Here is an 18,956-nt window from a genome sequence, read left to right on the forward strand (position 1 = left end):
CTTCCAGCCGTACCCTTTAGTCGTACAGTGCCTTCGCCTCGACCTCGTACGCGGGATAAGACGCCTTCATCACCGCCCCGTTCAGGATCATTTCCGCCACCAGCGGCCGCGATGTCACCGTACCGTCATAGACACGCGTGCGTATCCAGACCGACTCGGTGCGCGCGCTCTCGCTCAGGGCGACGATCTCTCGCTCCAACTCGTAGTCCTGGTCGACGAACAGCGGCCCCGCGATCAAGCGGATTTCTTGTCCCGCGAACAGTCCGACGGCTGGCTTGCGACCGCTCAGGCCGGACTCACCCGACGTGCTGCCGAGCAGCACGCTGATCATTTCCATCGGAATGATGGCGCGGCCCCATGGCGATTCGGCCCCGTGTTCGCGCGGGTACCAGGCACAGGGTTCCGTGATGACCGCGAGCTTGTCGGCGAGCGTGAAGGGATAGTGGTCGCCCATGTGCTGATCGAACCCCATCCGGATTTTTTCGACCGCAGCACCCCGCTGCCCCACCTTCAGGTCGCGGTTGATCACAAGCCCTGTGGCCGGTCGCAGTTTGGCGATGCGCTGTTGAATCTCATGCGGCACATCGGTCGCATCGCCTACCGAGGCGGTGCCGGTCAACACCGGTGTCCCGTCGCGCTTCTCTGCGTGAATACGCACCAGACGCGGCGACCCTTCTTCAGGCGACAACGGCAGATCGACAAAGGCACGCACCTCTTCGCCTTCGACCACCATGTTCTGGTAATGCGCGCTGATGCAGCCGGTCTCGAACCACGCCTGGCCAAAGACGTGGAACAGCAACGGGTCGAACTGGCTGAAGTGCGTCGGCCCCTCGATCGGGCCAGCGCGAAGGCCCAGGCCCTCGGCCATGGCATCGTCGTGGATGGATTTGTGCCCGTCGTACTTTTGATCGGCCAGCATCTGGCGCGGCTTGCGCAGTGCACCGCAGAGAGTCGGTGATTGCGTGAAGGGTTTGGTCATGATGTTTCCAGTGCGTTTGCCGCCATCGTAGTCGGGGCCCGATGTCCGCGGACCCACTGTCCCGCCCTTAAAAAACCTTGCCGGGATTCAGCACGTTGTGCGGGTCGAGCGCTGCCTTGATGCGCTGCATCAAGGCAATCTCCTCCGGCGATCGAGTGAACGACAAGAACGGCTTCTTGACGAGCCCGATGCCGTGCTCCGCCGATATCGTGCCGCCCATGCTGCGAACCAGTTCGTAGACCAGGACATCGACTTCGGCATGCGGCTGATGCGCGCCCGCAGAAGGTACGTTGACGACGACATGCAGGTTGCTATCGCCGATGTGCCCGTAGCAAAGCACGTGCGCGTCCGGCCACTGCGCCTTGACCTCTCGCTGCACGCGATACACCGCCTCGCCCATCAGTGTCGTCGGCAAGCCGATGTCGAATCCGATCACCGCACCGAGCACTTTCGGATACTCCGAGACGCTGTCGCGGAGGGCCCAGAGTTCCTTCGCGTCACGTTCAGACGCACCGATCACCACGTCGGTGAGGGCGCCCTCCTCCAGCAAGGCCGAAAGACACGCCTCCAGGTGCGTCGATTCGCCCTCTTCCCTAAAGCCGCTCGCCTCGATGAGCACGTAGACGCCGTGTGCCTCGGCGAAGGGTTTGCGCAGTTGCGGCAGGCCGGCCGTCATGCAGTCCACGAAGCTCGGCCACATCACTTCGAAAGCTGAGAGAGACGGGCCGAGCTTGGCGCGTGCGGTCTTCAGCAACGTCAGTACGGCCTGGTAGTCGGGGCAGCCGCACATCGCCGTGGCGACTGAAATGGGCTTGGCCTGCAGGCGCAACACGACGCGCGTGATGATGCCGAGCGTTCCTTCCGATCCGATGAACAACTGCTTGAGGTCGTAGCCCGCGTTGTTCTTGATCATCTTGTTGAGCGAGCTGACGATGGTGCCGTCGGGCAATACATATTCGAGCCCGAGCACCTGATCGCGCGCCATGCCGTAGCGGATGACCCGATTGCCACCGGCATTGGTGGACAGGTTGCCGCCGATGCTGCAGGAGCCACGTGCACCAAGGTCCAGCGGAAAGTACAGGCCGGCTGCTTCCGCCGCATCCTGTATCTCCGAAAGCCGCGTGCCGGCCAGCACCGTCATCGTACCCATCACCGCATCGATTTCCTCGACGCCGCTCATGCGTTCGAGCGACATCGCCACGCCGCCGGCGACCGGTTGCGCACCGCCTGCCAGCCCGGTGAGGCCGCCCTGTGGGACGAGCGCAATGCGCCGTTCGTTGCAGAGCGCCATCGCAATCGAGACGTCCTGCGTGGTCCTCGGCCGCACCAGCGCCAAGGGCTGCACCGGCGCGAGCCCGCTCCAGTCATGCCAGTACTTCGGCTCGATCGCTTCGCCGAACGTCACTGTGTTGTCGGGCAGCGCGGATTGGAGTTCGAGTTCGAAGGTAATTGGCATGGTGTTCAGGCTGTTTCGGTAGAGGCCGGCACCGGCGGCCATGCGATGGCCGGATCGGCGGGCGGGACGGAGGCGAGCAGCAAGCGGGTGTAGGCGTGTTGCGGGTTGGCGAAGACCTCGTCTGTCCTGCCCTCTTCCACGATCTTGCCGGACTGCATGACGATGACGCGCGAGCACAGGTAGCGCACCACGGAGAGGTCATGCGATATCAGCAACAAGGCGATGCCGTGCTCGCGCCCGAGTTCGAGCAGCAGGTTGAGGATCTGCGCCTGGATGGATACGTCGAGTCCCGACACGATCTCGTCGGCCACCACCAGCCGCGGCATCACGCACAGCCCACGGCCGATGTTCACCCGCTGCTTTTGACCACCCGACAGCTGACTGGGAAATCGCTCCAGCGCATCGGACGCCAGGCCGACGTCCTGCAGCAACTGCGATGCGCGCTCCTGCCTCGGCAATCGTTGCAACGCACCGGGGATGTGACCGACCTCGTACGCTTGCGTCAACAAGCGAAGCACGCTGCGCCGCGGATTGAGTGCCGAGTGCGGGTCTTGAAAGATCATCTGCACGTGCTCGCGGGTCAGGCGCTGCACAGTCGACGCGGCCTTGGCGCGGTCTTGCCCTTCGATCAGCAGCTCACCGGCGGTGATGTTCTCTGCGCCGACGATCAGCCGCGCGACAGAGGTCTTGCCGCTGCCGCTTTCGCCGACGATGCCGACGAACTCGCCCGGTTGGACTTTGAGCGACACCCGGCTCACTGCATCGGTGTGCACCTGGCGCTGGCCCAGCAGGCCGCGGCGCTCGGTGTAGCGCAGCGTGACATTGCGCAGTTCGACGAGGGGTGCTGCAGTCGGATCGCCTTGCGGTGCGCGCCAGTTGGCGCTGCCAGCGGCGCTTGTTGAATCGTCTACGGAGGCGACGACATGCGGCGCCACTTCGCACGTATCGGCACAGCGCACCCAATGACCCGGCGAAGACTCACGTAAAGCGCGCACGCCGACTTCGCAGGTCGCATTGCGCGTCGGGCAGCGTGCCGCGAATCGACAACCGCCGAGCGTCGCCAATGCCGAGAGTCCCGGCATCTGACCCCCGAGCATCGGCAGCACCCGCTGAATGCCGTGCACATCGGGCGTCGCATCGTGCAGTGCCCAGGTATACGGATGGCGCGGCTCGCGCAACACGTCTGCGGCCGGTCCGTATTCGACTTGCTCCCCTGCGTACAGCACGGCGATGTCGTCGCACACGTGGGCAGCGAGCCGCAGGTCGTGCGTGATGAGAATGACCGCTGTCTCGTGCTGGCGCTGTTGCTCGGCAAGCAGCGTAAGGATGTGCGCTTGGCTCACTACGTCGAGCGCCGTGGTGGGCTCGTCGGCAATGATCAGCGCAGGATTGGCCACGAACGCCATCGCGATCAACACGCGCTGGCACTGACCTCCCGACAGTTCATGCGGATAGCGGCGGACCATTTTCTCGGGGTGCGGCAGCTTCACGGAAGCCAGTTGCGCGACGATCAAATCCTTGCGCCGGCTGGCGGCAATGCCCAGCAGCATCAGGTGCTCGTCGAAGGTCTGGCCGATGGTCAACACCGGGTTGAGCGCGGTCAACGGCTCTTGCGGAATGAAGGCGATGCGCCGTCCGAGCAGGCCGCGCCATTCGCGCGCGCCGAGCGACAGCAGGTTCTTGCCGTCGAAGTCGATTCGGCCCTGCGTCACCGCGAAGCCCGGCGGCGTGTGGCCCGCGATCAGGCGACCGATCATGCTCTTGCCGGCACCCGATTCGCCGACCAGTCCGAGCACCTTGCCGCGCTGCACCGACAGCGTGATGTCGCGCAGCAATTCGACGGGTTTGCCATCGACCCGCGTGGTCAGCGTGAGGTTCGAGATGGACAGCATCGTCATTCGCTCCGTGTGCGCAAGCGCGGATCGAGCGCAACGCGGATTCCGTCACCCAACAGGTTGCAGCCGAGCACGGTAACGACGATGCAGGCGACCGGCACCAGCATCACCCACGCGGCGCTCTGCATGTCGCTGCGCGCATCGGCCAGCATCTGGCCCCAGGTCGTGATGTCCGGCGGCACGGAAAGGCCGATGAAAGACAGAGTCGCCTCCACGATGATCGCGATGCCCATCTCGATGGAGAACAGCGTGATCATCAGCGGCACCACGGTGGGCAGCACCTCGCGCAACATGGTGCGCAGGTGCGTGAAACCGATGAGCCGTGCGGCCAGCACGTAGTCTCGGCGCCGCGTCACCAGCACGTCGGCCCGCACCACACGAGCGAAGCGCGTCCAGTCGACCAGCACGACCGCAAGGATCACTTTGTCGACGCCAGAGCCGAGCCCTACCAGCAGGATCAACGACAGAACGACCGGCGGAAACGACATCCACAAATCGACCACGTAGCTGATGCCGCGGTCGATCTTGCCGCCGAAGTAGCCGCCGACAACTGCGAGCGTGCTGCCCAGCAGCATCGCGCCGAATGCGGAGACGATCGCCACCAGCAGCGCCACCCGGGCACCATAGATAGCGCGCGACAACACGCAGCGGCCCAGGCTGTCGGTGCCCAGCGGAAAAGAAGCTTCGCCCTCTGCCGACCACATCGGCGGCGACAGCATGTGCAGCAGGTCTTGCTCCAGCGGATCGTGCGGCGCGACCCACGGTGCAAAGAGCGCGGCCAGAACGACGAGCAGGAGAATGCCGCCGCCAATCTGTACGCGCGGCTGCGACGCCAACTGCCTGAGCGCACCGCGCTGCTTTGCAGAGCGACTCACAGCGGCGGGCATCGACACTGGCGCCGGTGATTGCGTCACAGATTCCTCAACTTCGGATTCAGCAAGGCATACAGCACGTCGACGACGACCGTAATAGCCAGCATCAGCACGCAGAAGATCAGCGAGATGCCCTGGATCAACGGCAAGTCGTTGCCCCGAACCGCCTGCACCATCAGATTGCCCAGGCCGGGGAAGCCGAAGATCATTTCGACCAGTAGCGCGCCGCCGAACAGGAAGCCGAACTGCACACCGATCATGGTGATCGTCGGCAGCGCGGCGTTCTTCAGCATATGGCGCCAGAGAATGCGGGTCTCAGACAGTCCGCGAAGTCGCGCAACTTCGACATAAGGCTCGTTGGCGGCATCGATCAGCCCGGAGCGGAGCACACGGATGACCAGCGGCGCAAAGCTCAACGCGAGTGCGAGTGCAGGCAAGAAGAGATGCGACAGCGCGCTCAGCCAGGCCTGAAACTGCCCGGTAACGAGCAGGTCGATCATGGCGAATCCGGTAATGCCCGGTAGCGTCACTTCTTGCCCGACGCGGCCGCTGAACGGCACTACCGGCCAGAGCACACCGAAGACGAGAATCAGCAACAGGCTCCAGAGGAACGACGGAATCGACTGAAGCAAGGTGACGACCAGGTCGGCCGCCGTCTCGCGTTTGCGCTTGTAGAGCACATAGGCGATGACGCCGCCGGGAATGCTGATCATCAATGCCAGCACCAAGCCGACCACGGCCAGTTCGATGGTCGCCGGGAGAGCAGTCACCATCAAGCCGACCACCGGCTGGCGGAAGTTGATGGAGTTGCCGAGACTCCCGCGCGCCGCATCCCAGAGCCAGATCAGGAACTGGACAGGGATCGGTTTGTCCATGCCCATCTGCTGCCGCAACGCTGCTGAATCCGCTGCGGTGGCCGACGGCGGCAGCATCATCGCCAGCGGATCGACGGGCAGCAATCGCAACACCACGAACACCACGAGCGACAGCAACAGCAGCGTGGGAATCGCCACCAGCAATCGGCGAATCACGATGGTGGAAACGAGTTGGAACACAGGGGCGCGCGTGCCTTGTCAGCGGTACTTGTATTCGACCGGCAACACGTAGCCGTTGTCGAACAGCACCGGCTGCAGCGTCGACGAGTACGCGACAGTCGCCACGCCTTGCAGCAGCGGGATCGCCCACGATTTCTCCGAGGACTCCGCGTTGAGTGCCTTGTAGCCAGCCATGCGCTTGGCCTCGTCCACTTCGGTCATCAGCCCGTCGATGCGTGGCGCGAGCGACATGTCTTTCCAGGTCGCGAAGCGCAGGCGCGGGTCGAAGATTCGGCCTGCATAGTTCTCCGGATCGCCCGTGCTGTTGGCCCAGCTGTAGAGCAGCACGCCCGTCAGTTTGCCGTTCTGCGCAGCTTCGACGAGCTTGGCCGGTGTAGTTTCTTCGATCGTCGCGTTGATGCCGACTGCCTTCCACATCTGCGCGATGGCGCGTGCCATGTCGAAGTCGTTGGGGAAGGTGCCATTGGTGCTGAGCAGCGTCAGCGCGACCGGATTGCTCGTGCTGAAGCCGGCGGCCTTCAGCTCCTCGATGGCCTTGGCCTTGTTGAATGGAAACTGGAAGTCGCTGAACGACGGCGTGCCTTCCGGCGTCATCACCGACAGCGGCTTGGCCACGCCGCCGTAGAAGGCCTTCGACAACGCCGTCTTGTCGATCGACAGGTGCATCGCGTTGCGCACATGGTCGTTCTCGAACGGCTTCACGTAGTTGGGAATCCGAAGCATGTAGACCTCGGAGAACGGATAGATCTTTGTGACGATGCCGGTCTTGGTGGCGAGACGCTGGACTTCGCGCATCGGCAACTGCACCGCCATCGCCGCCCTGCCCGACTCCACAAGCGCCACGCGCGCCGATGGCTCCGGCACGATCAAAAAGGTGACCTGCTTGATGGCAGGCGCACCACCCCAGTATTTGTCGAAAGCCTCCAGCACGATACGCGAGCCGCGCTGATGTTCGACCATGCGGTAAGGGCCGGCGCCTATCGGCTTGGCGTTGAAGCCCTCGGCACCGACCTGGGTCATGTAGGCCTTCGGCACGATGTACATCGCCAGGAAGCCCAGGTAGATCGGCCCCGCCGGCGTCGGCCGGCTGTAGACCAGCACGCCCTTGGTGGGCGACTGCACTTCCACATCGGCCAGCGTGTTGAACATGCCACCGACCAGCAACTTCTTGTCTGCCTTGGGCCGCTCCGACAGGCTGTACTTGACGTCGTCCATCGTCATGCGCGAGCCGTCGTGGAACAGGATGTCGTCGCGCAACGTGATCTCGAGTCGCGTCGCTTTGTCGTCGAGCCAGCGCCACTGCTTGATCTGGCGCGCCTCGAGCTTCAAATGTTGCGAGTAGCGCAGCGGTGAATCGAACACCGTGTGATAGATCGCCTGGATCGTCGGGATGGACAAGGCGCCCGGGTCCCACGTGGGCACGTCGACCGGGTACGCGATGGCCAGCGCCGACTTGTCCGTGACTTGCGCGTTGGCAAGGTCCCACGGCAGCACGCTGCCCGCGCCCACGGTGAGCGCGCCCAATACGAAGCTGCGGCGTGATGGCTTCAAAGACGACGGTGCAGCCAGAGACAGTGCTGCGTCTGTCGGGGTTCCCGAGCTCAAGAAATCGTTCATGAAAGTTCTCGCTGATGGGTCTGAAGGAACAGGTGGCCAAACGCTTGCAAGCATCGCGCCATCGAAGCGCCCAAAGAGGCGATTGGACAAATCAAAATATACTGTATACAGTTTCCATATGCAAGAAACGTTCCGTGGGAAGCAATGAAAAAAGCAGCGCCGACGATGGCTGCCGCGAGGGTCGCGCCCAAACCGCTGGCCCGCGCGGAAACCTTGGGCGACCGCATCTACGACGAGTTGCGCAAGCGCCTGCAGCACACGCCGCTCCAGCCTGAAGAGCGACTGGTCGATGTCGAGGTCGCTGCTGCTTATGGCACTTCGCGCATGCCGGCGCGCGACGCGTTGCTGCGTCTCGTGAACGAGGGCTATCTGGTCGGCACGACTCGCGGCTTCGTGGCGCCGACACTGAGCCTCGACGACGTGCGCGACATCTTCGAAGTACGCCGCCTGCTGGAGCCTGCGGCCATCGCGAGCGTGGCGTCCAACGTGGATGCAGCGGCAAAGCAGGAACTGACGCTCGCACTCAAACGGGCACGCCAGGCGGCCGCGAACAACGACGACGAAGAGATGGCCTTGGCGAACATGGCCTTCCGCCAAGCGTGGCTGAGCCGGGTCAAAAACCAGCGCCTTGCGAACACCATAGGGCGCTTTGTCGACCATGTGCAGACCGTGCGCCTGCTCACACTGGTGAACAAAAAAACCCGACAAGTTGTGGTCGACGGACTGTCCAAGCTCCACGCGGCACTGGTCAAGGGGGATGCAGCGCTCGCGTTCAAAGCCATGGAGCGGTTCATGGCCGATGCACAGGCGGCGTACTTCTCGACGCACGAAACGGTGCACGGCGAAGCCACACCCGCAGCATCTTCCGCACCTGCAACTGCAACTGCAACTGCAACTGCTGCAAGTAAGGCCACTACAGCCCGCAAAAGCCATTCGGCCTCCAGGGATCTCACCGCATGACTCACTTGCACCCGCTCAAGGGCCCCAATCGTTTCAAGCTTGGCGTGTTCTCCGCCAATGCGGACGGAGGCCTCGCCATCACCGACGTGCCGGAGCGATGGCGCGCGCGGTGGGACGACAACCTCAACGCGGCGGGCATCGCAGACCGCGCGGGCCTGGAGTTCTTACTGCCCATCGCGCGGTGGCGCGGCTTCGGTGGCAAGAACCATGTGCGCGAGTGGTCCTTCGAGACCTTCACCTGGGCGGCCGGACTCGCTGCCGTCACGAAGCAGATCGGCCTGTTCATGACGGTGCATGTGCCGCTGCTGCATCCCGTGTATGCGGCCAAGGCATTGGCCACGGTCGATCACATCAGCAACGGGCGCGCCGGGCTCAACATCGTCTGCGGCTGGAATCCCGACGAGTTCGCGATGTTCGGCGCCAAGCTCAGCGACGACGCCTATGGCCAGGCGGCGGAATGGCTGGAAGTGATCGAGCGCTGCTATGGCGACCATCAGCCGTTCGACTTCCAGGGCAAGTACTACGCGCTCAAAGGCGTCGTCAGCCGACCTGCGAGCATTCAGGTGCCGCGACCGCTCACCATGAATGCGGCCTTTGGTCCACCGGGGCGCGACTTCGCGGCAAAGAACTGCGACTTCCTGTTCTCGACCTTCTCCAACATCGAAGATGGCCGCAAGCACTACGCCGACATCAAGGAGCGTTCGAAGCTGCAAGGCCGCGATGTCGGCATCTACACCGTATGCCACGTCGTCTGCCGCGATACGCAAAAGGAGGCAGACGACTACTACGAGCGCTATGCGGTGACGCTGGCCGACCATGGCGCCGTCGACAACCACATGGCGCAGAAAAAAGAGTTCTCCAACTCGCACGACAAGAATGCGTTCGACCTCTATCGCAAGCGCTTCGCGGGCGGCGCCGGAACGTACCCGTTGGTCGGCACGCCCGAGAAAATCGTCGAAGACCTGGTCAAAATTTCCAACGAAGGCTATGCCGGTGCAGCGCTCACCTTCGTCAACTACACCGACGAGTTGCCTTTCTTCTGCGACCGTGTGTTGCCGCTGATGAAGCAGGCCGGACTCCGCGTTACCTGAAGCCGTCAAACCACCCATGTTCAATCCCACACAACCCACTCTCAAAGCGCGCATTGCCGGGGGCGACTGCATCGCCGTCTCGTGGCTCGCACTCGGATCGGCCGCACTCGTCGAAGCCGCCGCGCGCGCGCAGCCCGAAGCCATCGTCATCGACATGCAGCACGGCCTCTGGGATCGCCGAGAGCTGGAGGCCGCGATCGGCGTGGTGCCAAGCCACATCCCGGTGATCGTGCGTGTGGCCGAAAACTCGGCTACGGCGATCGGCATGGCACTGGACGCAGGAGCAGAAGGCGTGATCGTCCCCTTGGTCGAAAGCGCCGAGCAATGTCGCCACGCCGTGCGTTGCGCCAAGTACCCGCCGCACGGCATTCGGTCCGCAGGCGGCGTGCGCCCGTTAATGGACTTCGGCGCGTACCTCGAAGGCGCAAAACACATCGCCGTGATGGTGATGATCGAGACAGCGGCCGGCCTGGTCAACGCACGGGAGATTGCTGCCGTCGAAGGACTGGACTTGGTGTTCATCGGGACCGGCGATCTCGCGCTGTCGCTCGAAATCGGTGCAGGCGATGCATCGAAACATGCAGAGGCCTGCGCCGAAATCAAGCACGCCTGCGACGACGCTTCAGTGCCATGTGGCGCCTTCACCGGCACGACCGATGCAGCGCTTCAGCGACGCGAGCAAGGCTACCGGATGGTGGTCGCAGCCAACGACATCGATGTCGTGGTTCAAGGTTTCAAGCGCGCGACCGCAGCCCTTGCATCATGACCATCGATCGCCAGTTCGTGCCGATCCGATCGGGCTGCATTCACATCGCCAGCGCTGGCCAGGGGTTCCCGGTTCTGTTGCTGCACCAGACGCCGCGGTCTTGGGACGAGTACCGCGATGTGCTGCCGTTGATCGGTGCGCGCTACCGCGCCATCGCGATGGACACGGCAGGCTTCGGTGATTCGGACGCGTTGCCGGCCGCAGACAACACGATCGAGCGATGGGCCGAAGTCGCTTTCGATCTGCTGGATGCATTGGGCTTGCAACGAGTGGCCGTGGTCGGGCATCACACCGGCGCGGCCGTGGCCCTGGAGATGGCGGCGAGCCGGCCTGAACGCGTCAGTGCGCTCGTCTTGTCGGCATGTCCTTTTGTCGACGCGCCACGCCGTGCAACGCACCACGGCAAGCGAATCATCGACGAGGTCGAGCGCAAGCCAGGTGGCGAACATCTGACCGAGTTGTGGCAGCGGCGCATGCCCTTCTATCCGCCTGGCGACATCGCTCTTCTCGAACGATTCATCGCCGACGCATTGAAGGCAGGCCACCTCGCCGTCGAAGGCCACCGCGTGGTGAATCGCTACGCGATGGAGACAAGAACGCCACTGGTGACCAGCCCGACACTGGTGATCGCGCCGACCGAAGACCCGCATGCTTTTCCGGCAGCGCCAAGGGTCGCACAAACCATCGCCGGCAGCCGGCTGCTGAACATCGAGCGCGGCATGGTGCCGCTGCCCGACCAGATGCCTGAAGTTTTTTCCGAAGCCGTGATGGAGTTCCTCGCGACATTGAAATTGTCCGGCTAGCCGAAAGCGCGCAGTTCTTCTGCATAGAGCAATTCAGCCCAGTCCGGTATCGCGCTGGCAGTCGCGGTGATGCGCCCTGCCTTGAAACTCAGAATGCGCTGCGGTGAGACGTTGAGCTGCGAGTTGTCGAACACAAAGGCGAAGTCGGCGCGCAGCACCGCTTGGCGGATCAATGGCTGATTGCGGTCGTAGCGCTCGCGGATCTTGTCTTCGGGCACATCGTGTCCGCCCTCGCCTACCCTTAACGCCACTCGGCTGACCGACAACTCAGGCTTGCCTACGTTGACGTGGTAAAGCACGACTCGAAAGCCGGCACGCCTGGCGTCATCGACTAATTCCAGTTTCGACGGATGCGAGAACGTCGATTCAGAAACGAAGCTGAGTCCCTGCTTGAGCGCCAGCCGCCGCCGGTTTTCTGCGATGCTGGCAGCGGTGTACGCCGCAGACATGGACGCGTCGCGCAGTTCTTCGCGCTGGATCAGGTCGGCATTGATGAAAGGCGCCTGGATACGAGGTGCGATCGCCAGCTCGTAGAGCGTCGACTTGCCGGCGCCGTTCGGTCCGGCCAGCAAAAACATCGTTGCGCGGCTCACCGGCCGCCGGTTGGCCGGACTGCTTTGCCGAACTCCAGGTTGCCGTCGTCATCGAGGCCCACGCCGAGACCCTTTCGTTGCCGCTTGCGCCAGAAATCCTGTTCAACCGCGGTGGCTGGAGCGTCACCCATGCGTTCGATGAAGGCGTCCTGCTCGGCATCGCCGAGGGTGTCGAGCGCCAGCGGCTCAAGACCGCGCAGCGCCAGGTCGACCTTCGAATAGCCGATGGTCGGATCGCGTTCGATCGCGCGACCGATACGGATCCAATGCTCGGCCTGCCCCGAGATCGACCGGCTGTTCACCCGCGCAGCATCGCGCAAGGCGTCCATTTCTAGATCGGAAATTTTTACGGCTTGTGCCATCATCGCTCCAACGGTTCCTTAATGAAACCTTGGGTTTAATTATGGCACCACGATTCAAATTGCGCTTTCAGGCCGACCCCTCGATCTGGCCGGCTGGCCGTCCCAGGTCTGCGGCCCCACGCCGCGCTCGCGCAGCTTGAATTTCTGGACCTTGCCGTTCTCGGTGCGCGGCAGGTCGGGCAGCACGTCGATGTAGCGCGGCACCGCGAAGTACGGCAGCCGGCTCGTACAAAACTCGATGAGTTCAGTGAGGTTGATCTGCACGCCCTCGCGTGCCACCAGCGCCGCCATCACTTCGTCTTCCGCCAGCTCGGAGCGCACCGGGTATACCGCGCAAGACGCCACATCCGGATGGCTTGCCAGCACCTGCTCGACCTCGAAAGACGAGATGTTCTCGCCACGACGGCGGATCGCGTCCTTGATGCGATCGACGAAACGGAACGCCCCGTCGGCATCGCGCACCACGCGGTCGCCGGTATGAAACCAGAGATTGCGCCAGGCCTCGACGGTTTTCTCCGGCATGTTGAAGTAGCCGCTCGCGAAGGCGTAGGGCTCGTCTGCGCGCAGCAGCAATTCGCCGGCCTCGCCCGCCGGCACCGCGACATCGTCGTCATCGGCGACACGCGCCTCGAAGCCCTTGCGCAGCCAGCCCATCACACCGCCGCGCGGCGACGCCGGCGCGGTGGCGATGGCGAAGTTGGTCTCGGTCGAGCCATAGCCTTCGAGCAAGGTCACGCCGGTACGCGCCTTGAAAGCCTGCCCCGCTGCCGATGGCACGCCGGGCCCGAGCCCGATGCGGACCGAATGATTGCGCTCTCCGTCACCCCCGGGCTGGGCCAACAGGATGGGCACCATCGCACCGAGCAAATAGACCACTGTCGCGCCGTTCGCGCGCATCGACGGCCAGAAGCCCGATGCCGAGAAGCGTGATTCGAACACCACCTCGGCACCCGTCAATGCAGCCTGCGCGAAGGTGTTGAGTGCATTGATATGAAAGAGCGGCAGCGTCGTGCAGAGCACGTCGTCGCGGCCGACACCCAGCACCTCGGCGCTGTTCACGCCCCACCAGAAGTACTGCGCGTGCGGGCAGATCACGCCCTTGGCCGGGCCGGTGGTGCCGGAGGTATAGAGGATGGCGAGCGGGTCGCCGGGCTGCACGGTGGCGGGAGGATTGGCTTGCGCGCTTTCGGCGCCATGGACGCCTTCTGGATAGCGGGAGACACGCACGCCGGGCGGCAGCTCGCGGGACGCAACGATCGCTCCCACCTCACCCACATCGCCGACCACCCAAATCTCGCGCAACGCCGTGCGGCCGAGGTCCGCCATCTTCAGCCGCTCGACGCAACCGGCACCGATCACCAGCAGCTTTGCCTCGCTGTTCGAAAGGACGTATTCGATCTGCGGGCCCATGGATGCCGTGTTGACGGGCACGACCACCGCGCCGAGCCAGCCCGCACCAAGAAAAGTCTCGATGAACTCGATGCAGTTGCCCGCCATTACTGCAATGCGGTCGCCTCGCACCACGCCGGCCTGCGCGAGTGCGGCCGCCCGGACGGCAGCCGCTGCGGCGGCGTCTCGATGTGCCCATTGCCGGCCCGCCACCTTCAACAGCGGCCGCGCACCGAACAGCACGGCCTGCCGCTGCAGCATCGCCGGCAAGGTGCGTTGCGCGGGCGGCAGCGCGCGCAGCTCACTCGTCATCGTGCGTGCCTCCGCCAAGGTAGGTCGCCTGCACGCGCGGGTCGCTCGCCAGTTCAGCCGACGCGCCGGAGAGCGCGATCTCGCCGGTCTCCAGCACGTAGCCGTGGTCCGACGATTCGAGCGCGGCGCGCGCGTTTTGCTCCACCAGCAGGATCGATACACCGTCGTCGCGCAGCGAGCGCACGATGGCGAGGATGTCGCGCACGATCAGCGGCGCCAGGCCGAGGCTCGGTTCATCGAGCATCAGGAGGCGCGGTGCCGACATCAGCGCACGACCGACCGCCAGCATCTGACGCTCGCCGCCCGAAAGCGTGTCGGCGCGTTGCGAGCGGCGCTCCGCCAGCCGCGGAAACCGGTCGTACACCGACTGCAGTTGCCGCTTCATCGCATCGCTGCGCAACTTCTTCGCGTAGGCACCGAGCTGCAGGTTGTCGAGCACCGTCAGCTCGCCGAAGAGCTCGCGTTTTTCCGGCACTAGGCACAGGCCGCGTTCGACGCGCGATTCGACATCGAGCCCGTGCAGGTCTTCGCCCTCGAAGCGCAGCACGCCTTTGCTCGGCAGCAGGCCCATGGCCGCGGCCAGCAGCGTGGTCTTGCCCGCACCGTTAGGCCCGATCACCGAGATGATCTGCCCCGGTTGCAGGGCGAGCGAGACGCCTCGCACGGCCTCGACCTGTCCGTAGCCGACATGCAGCTCGCCGATTTCCAACATGGCCGTCATACGACGCTCCCCAGATAAGCCGCCTGCACGCGCTCGTCCGCGCGCACCACGGCGGGCACGCCCTCGACCAGCTTCGAGCCGAAGTTCATCACCACCAATCGGTCCACCAGTTTCATCACGAAGTCCATGTCGTGCTCGACGATGAGGATGGTCACGCCCTCCTCGCGCAGTTTGCGAAGCAACGCGCCGAGCTCCATCTTTTCCTTGCGACGCAAGCCGGCCGCGGGTTCGTCCAGCACCAGCAACACCGGGTCGGCGGCAAGCGCTCGCGCGATCTCCAGAATGCGCTGGGTGCCCAGCGGCAGGCTGCCGGCCATCTCGTGCGAGCGGTCGCCGAGGCCGATGCGATCGAGCTGGCGCTGTGCTTCCTGCAGCACCTGTTGTTCTTCGGCACGGTCGAGCCGGAGTCCGGCTCTGAGCACGCCGGCACCGGTCCGCGCATAAGCACCCAGCGCGACGTTGTCGAGCAGGCTCATGTGCGGTCGCAGCTTCACGTGCTGGAAGGTGCGCGCCAATCCGAGTCGCGCAACCTGACGTTGCGGCAGGCCCGCGATGTTCTGGTCCATGAAGCGCACCTGGCCCGAGGTCATCGGCAGGGTGCAGGTCAGCAGGTTGAACATGGTCGACTTGCCCGCGCCGTTGGGGCCGATCAGTCCGATGATCTCGCCCGCTGCGACGTCGAAGCTCACCTCGTTGACTGCGATCAATCCACCGAAGCGCTTGACCACGCCCTGCACCGACAGGATCGGTGTGCCACGACCCGGCAGCGTGCGTTGCGCCAGCGGCGTGACCGGCTTGACCGGCGCCGTCGACGGCAGCGCTGCCCAACGCCCGCGCGTCCATCGGCGCACGAAGCCCATCAGGCCACCACGCGCGAAGTGCAGCAGCAGGATGAACACCGCAGCAAAAGCGATGGCTTCGAGCTGCCCTGCGCGTTGCGTGAGCAGCGGCAACAAGTCCTGCAGGCCGTTCTTCAGCAGCAACACCAGCGCTGCACCGACCAGCGCACCCACCAGTTGACCGAGCCCACCGGCCACCGCCATCAGCAGGTACTCGATGCTCGCGCGCACGTCGAAAGGCGATGGGCTCACGAAGCGGTTCATGTGCGCATAGAGCCAGCCGGCGAGACCTGCGAACAGCGCCGCGGTGACGAACAGCGTGAGCCGCACGCGGTAAGCATCGGCACCCACGCTCGCCAGCAGCGTAGCACCGCCGCGCAACCCGCGTATCGCACGGCCGGGTCGCGAACTCAGCAGGTTGCGGCTGAACAAAAAGGCCAGTCCGACCAGCGCCCAGATCAGGTAGTAGATGGCGCGTGGTTCGGCCAGCGACCAGCCCGCGATGCGCAGTGCCGGGATGTTCGACAGCCCGGTGTGGCGCCCCAGCGCTTCGACGTTGCCGAACAACATCGCGATCGACAGGCCCCAAGCGATCGTGCTCAGCGAAAGGAAGTGCCCGCCGAGGCGCAGCGTCAGCATGCCGATCGCCAGCGCCGATATTCCTGTAAGCGCCAGCGCGAACACGAGCCCGATCCACGGCGACATACCCTGCGTGGTCGTGAGCCACGCGCTGGCATAGGCCGCGATGCCGACGAAGGCCGCTTGCCCGAAAGAGGTCGAGCCGCCGATGCCGGTGAACAGCACCAGCCCGAGCGCGACCAGCGCGCCGATGCCTACATCGTTGAGCAACGACACGGTGAAGTTGCCGGCCACCAGTGGCACCAGCGCGAGCAGCAGCACGATGGCCGCCGTCATGAACATGCGGTTGCGCGGTGTCATTCGTCCACCTCTTCCTGCTCTTCTTCCTGATGGCGCGACAGGTACGAGCGCAGCATCAAGACGGGGATCAGAAGGCTGAACACGATCACGTCTTTCAGTGCGCCGCTCCAAAACGATGCGTAGCTTTCGACCAAGCCGACGGCGAGTGCGCCGAGGGCGGTCACCGGGTAGCTCACCAGCCCGCCGATGATCGCGGCGACGAAGGCCTTGAGGCCGATGATGAAGCCCGAGTCGTAGTACATGGTGGTCACCGGCCCGATCAGGATGCCGATGAGTCCGGCGAGCAGCGATGCGCTGCCGTACGCCATGAGGGCGGTGCGTGCCGGCCGGATGCCGACCAGCCGCGCACCGACGCGGTTCACCGCGGTCGCGCGCAGCGCCTTGCCGGCGACGGTGCGTTCGAACACCAGAAAGAACAGCCCGCTCAACACGATGGCGGAGCCGACCATCAGCAGCACCTGCCCGCTCACCACGAAGCTGTCGCCCAGCGTGAACACGCCGCTTGCCAACGGTTCGGTGCGCGAACCTTCGGGGCCGAAGAACAGCAGGCCGAGTCCCGACAGAAGGAAGTGCAATGCGAGCGAGACGATCAGCAGCACCAGCACAGACGCATCGGCGATCGGCTGGTAAACCACGCGCGCCAGCAGCGGCGTGATCGGCACGATGAGCAGCAGCGTCGCGGCGATCTGCACCAGGGCCGGCATGCCCGCCCGTGCCGCCAGCCAGGCCAGCAGGCACGGCACGAGAGGCAGCACACCCCAAGCGAGCAACGCCTTGGGCATGCGTGCCACTTCGCCGCGGCGCCACAGGCTGCCGAGTTCAGTGGCCGTCGCCAGCACGGCCAGCACCGCCACGAGGCCGATGGTCGGCGGCACGCGGCCGGTCTGGAAAGCGGCGAGCGTGAGCGCCGCGAACGCGGTCACGTCGCCGAAGGGCACGAAGACCACGCGCGTGACCGAAAAGATCAGCACCAGGCCCAGGCCCGCGAGCAGGTAGACCGAGCCGTTGGCCAGCCCGTCCATCGCCAGGATGAGCGCGACGTCCCAGGTCATCGGGTCATCCTTTGCGTCTGCATCGCTCGTGCTTTGCCGAGTTCGCCGCGTCCGCTCAAGGGGCCAGCTTCCACTGGCCGTTGTCCAGCTTGACGATCACGCGAGCGCGCTCGTCCACGCCGTAGAGCGCGCCGGGCTTGAAGTTGTAGACGCCGTGCGTACCGACGATTTCCTTGCTGCTGAGAATTGCATCGCGCAGGGCCACGCGGAATTCCGGCGTGCCCGGGGCGGCCTTGGGCATGGCGCGCGCGGCCGCGTCGAGGAACACCAGCCACGCGTCGAACGAATAGGCCGAGAACGCATCGGTGGTGGGCGCGTTGTTGACCTTCTGGTACACCGCGCGGAACTCGAGCGCGATCTTCTTCGTCGGGGCGCTGTCAGGCAATTGTTCGGCCACGATCACCGGGCCGGTCGGCATCAGCGAGCCCTGCGCCGAAGCACCGGCCACCCGCACGAAGTCCGGGTTGATCAGGCCATGCTGGCCGTACACGCCGCCCTTGAAGCCGCGCTCGGCCAGCGCCAGATAGGGCAAGGCGCCAGGCGTGCCGGCGCCGCCGGTCATGACCGCGTCGGGACGCATGGCGACGATCTTCAGCACCTGCCCGGTCACCGACGAGTCGGCCCGCGCATAGCGCTCGTTGCTGAGTACTTTGATGCCGGCAGCCGGTGCGGCCTTCATCAGCGCGTCGTACACGAGGTCGCCCCAGACGTCCGAGAAGCCGATGTAGCCGACCGTCTTCACGCCGTTGCGCTTCATGCGCTCGACCACGGCATCGACCATCAGCTGGGTCGGCTGCGCCACGGTCACGGCCCACGGGTTCTCGATCGGGTCCCACGAGATCGGCGTGAGCGCGATCATCGGCGTCTTGCTGTCGCGGCCGACCTGGGCGATGGCCACGGCCGACGGCGCGCCCGAGGTGCCCATCAGCACGTCGACCTTTTCTTCTTCCACCAGCTTGCGCGCATTGCGGCCTGCCGCCGTCGGGTCGGAGCCGTCGTCCAGCACGACCAGCTGGATCTTCACGCCGTTGAGTTCTCCCCTGTAGGCCAGCGCGGCCTGCATGCCCTTGGCATAGGGAATGCCGATGGAGGAGTTGGGGCCAGACAGCGAGGTGCTGAGTCCGACCTTGAGGTCGGCCGCCAGCGCGGTCATCGCAAAGCCGACGGCCAGTGCCGCTGTGAGCGCGCCGCGTGTCAGGGTCGGGATCAGGTGCTTCATGGTGTCACTCCTCTTGGGTTGGATTGAAAAATGGAA

The 18,956-nt window shown here is 64.7% G+C and carries 17 protein-coding genes; 4 read left to right on the forward strand and 13 right to left on the reverse strand.

The window, feature by feature from the left end; translation table 11 throughout:
* Positions 1–16: 16 nt before the first annotated feature.
* From RCH10_RS14750 to RCH10_RS14775, 6 genes are all read right to left on the reverse strand, one after another.
* Positions 17–979 carry a hypothetical protein gene (locus RCH10_RS14750; protein ID WP_409052946.1) on the reverse strand — a complete coding sequence of 321 codons (963 nt, stop codon included), beginning with the start codon at positions 977–979 and terminating at the stop codon, positions 17–19.
* 67 nt (positions 980–1,046) lie between these two features.
* The gene (locus tag RCH10_RS14755) at positions 1,047–2,435 is read right to left on the reverse strand and encodes an FAD-binding oxidoreductase (RefSeq protein ID WP_409052947.1); all 1,389 of its coding nucleotides are present in this window, start codon (positions 2,433–2,435) and stop codon (positions 1,047–1,049) included.
* A 5-nt stretch (positions 2,436–2,440) separates the two neighbouring features.
* On the reverse strand, positions 2,441–4,333 hold the full coding sequence (locus RCH10_RS14760; protein ID WP_409052948.1) for a dipeptide ABC transporter ATP-binding protein: 1,893 nt from the start codon (positions 4,331–4,333) through the stop codon (positions 2,441–2,443).
* The gene (locus RCH10_RS14765; protein ID WP_409052949.1) at positions 4,330–5,205 is read right to left on the reverse strand and encodes an ABC transporter permease; all 876 of its coding nucleotides are present in this window, start codon (positions 5,203–5,205) and stop codon (positions 4,330–4,332) included. Before RCH10_RS14765 ends, RCH10_RS14760 begins: the two co-directional genes overlap by 4 nt.
* 35 nt (positions 5,206–5,240) lie before the next feature.
* Positions 5,241–6,257 carry an ABC transporter permease gene (locus RCH10_RS14770; protein ID WP_409052950.1) on the reverse strand — a complete coding sequence of 339 codons (1,017 nt, stop codon included), beginning with the start codon at positions 6,255–6,257 and terminating at the stop codon, positions 5,241–5,243.
* An 18-nt stretch (positions 6,258–6,275) separates the two neighbouring features.
* Positions 6,276–7,874: an ABC transporter substrate-binding protein gene (locus tag RCH10_RS14775; RefSeq protein WP_409052951.1), complete on the reverse strand. Its 1,599-nt coding sequence runs from the start codon at positions 7,872–7,874 to the stop codon at positions 6,276–6,278.
* 144 nt (positions 7,875–8,018) lie between these two features.
* Here RCH10_RS14775 and RCH10_RS14780 point away from each other — a divergent pair, with 144 nt between their 5' ends.
* Genes RCH10_RS14780 through RCH10_RS14795 form a run of 4 tightly spaced genes read left to right on the forward strand, consistent with a single transcriptional unit; the run spans position 8,019 to position 11,494 of the window.
* A complete protein-coding gene (locus tag RCH10_RS14780) occupies positions 8,019–8,834 on the forward strand; it encodes a GntR family transcriptional regulator (RefSeq protein WP_409052952.1) in 816 nt (271 codons plus the stop codon).
* Positions 8,831–9,925 carry an LLM class flavin-dependent oxidoreductase gene (locus tag RCH10_RS14785; protein WP_409052953.1) on the forward strand — a complete coding sequence of 365 codons (1,095 nt, stop codon included), beginning with the start codon at positions 8,831–8,833 and terminating at the stop codon, positions 9,923–9,925. The genes RCH10_RS14780 and RCH10_RS14785 overlap by 4 nt, the downstream gene beginning before the upstream one ends.
* A gap of 16 nt (positions 9,926–9,941) precedes the next feature.
* On the forward strand, positions 9,942–10,691 hold the full coding sequence (locus RCH10_RS14790) for an HpcH/HpaI aldolase family protein (RefSeq protein WP_409052954.1): 750 nt from the start codon (positions 9,942–9,944) through the stop codon (positions 10,689–10,691).
* Entirely contained in the window at positions 10,688–11,494 is an 807-nt protein-coding gene (locus tag RCH10_RS14795; protein ID WP_409052955.1) for an alpha/beta fold hydrolase, read from the forward strand. Before RCH10_RS14790 ends, RCH10_RS14795 begins: the two co-directional genes overlap by 4 nt.
* On the opposite strand, the gene RCH10_RS14800 is transcribed toward RCH10_RS14795, so the two are convergent.
* From RCH10_RS14800 to RCH10_RS14830, 7 genes are read right to left on the reverse strand one after another with little or no spacing between them, the layout of a single operon-like run.
* Positions 11,491–12,087: a zeta toxin family protein gene (locus RCH10_RS14800; protein WP_409052956.1), complete on the reverse strand. Its 597-nt coding sequence runs from the start codon at positions 12,085–12,087 to the stop codon at positions 11,491–11,493. The two genes, RCH10_RS14795 and RCH10_RS14800, sit on opposite strands and share 4 nt — an antisense overlap.
* Positions 12,084–12,452 (reverse strand): TA system antitoxin ParD family protein, encoded by a 369-nt coding sequence (locus RCH10_RS14805; RefSeq protein ID WP_409052957.1) that lies wholly within the window; start codon positions 12,450–12,452, stop codon positions 12,084–12,086. Before RCH10_RS14805 ends, RCH10_RS14800 begins: the two co-directional genes overlap by 4 nt.
* A 51-nt stretch (positions 12,453–12,503) precedes the next feature.
* Positions 12,504–14,150 carry an ATP-dependent acyl-CoA ligase gene (locus RCH10_RS14810; protein WP_409052958.1) on the reverse strand — a complete coding sequence of 549 codons (1,647 nt, stop codon included), beginning with the start codon at positions 14,148–14,150 and terminating at the stop codon, positions 12,504–12,506.
* Positions 14,140–14,871, reverse strand: coding sequence for an ABC transporter ATP-binding protein (locus RCH10_RS14815; RefSeq protein WP_409052959.1), 732 nt, complete (start codon positions 14,869–14,871; stop codon positions 14,140–14,142). Before RCH10_RS14815 ends, RCH10_RS14810 begins: the two co-directional genes overlap by 11 nt.
* Entirely contained in the window at positions 14,868–16,649 is a 1,782-nt protein-coding gene (locus RCH10_RS14820) for an ABC transporter permease subunit (protein WP_409052960.1), read from the reverse strand. Before RCH10_RS14820 ends, RCH10_RS14815 begins: the two co-directional genes overlap by 4 nt.
* Positions 16,646–17,701 (reverse strand): branched-chain amino acid ABC transporter permease, encoded by a 1,056-nt coding sequence (locus tag RCH10_RS14825; RefSeq protein WP_409052961.1) that lies wholly within the window; start codon positions 17,699–17,701, stop codon positions 16,646–16,648. Before RCH10_RS14825 ends, RCH10_RS14820 begins: the two co-directional genes overlap by 4 nt.
* 55 nt (positions 17,702–17,756) lie before the next feature.
* A complete protein-coding gene (locus tag RCH10_RS14830) occupies positions 17,757–18,920 on the reverse strand; it encodes an ABC transporter substrate-binding protein (RefSeq protein WP_409052962.1) in 1,164 nt (387 codons plus the stop codon).
* Positions 18,921–18,956 lie beyond the last annotated feature (36 nt).

The organism is Variovorax sp. GrIS 2.14, from assembly GCF_046115955.1.
Taxonomy (GTDB): domain Bacteria; phylum Pseudomonadota; class Gammaproteobacteria; order Burkholderiales; family Burkholderiaceae_C; genus Variovorax.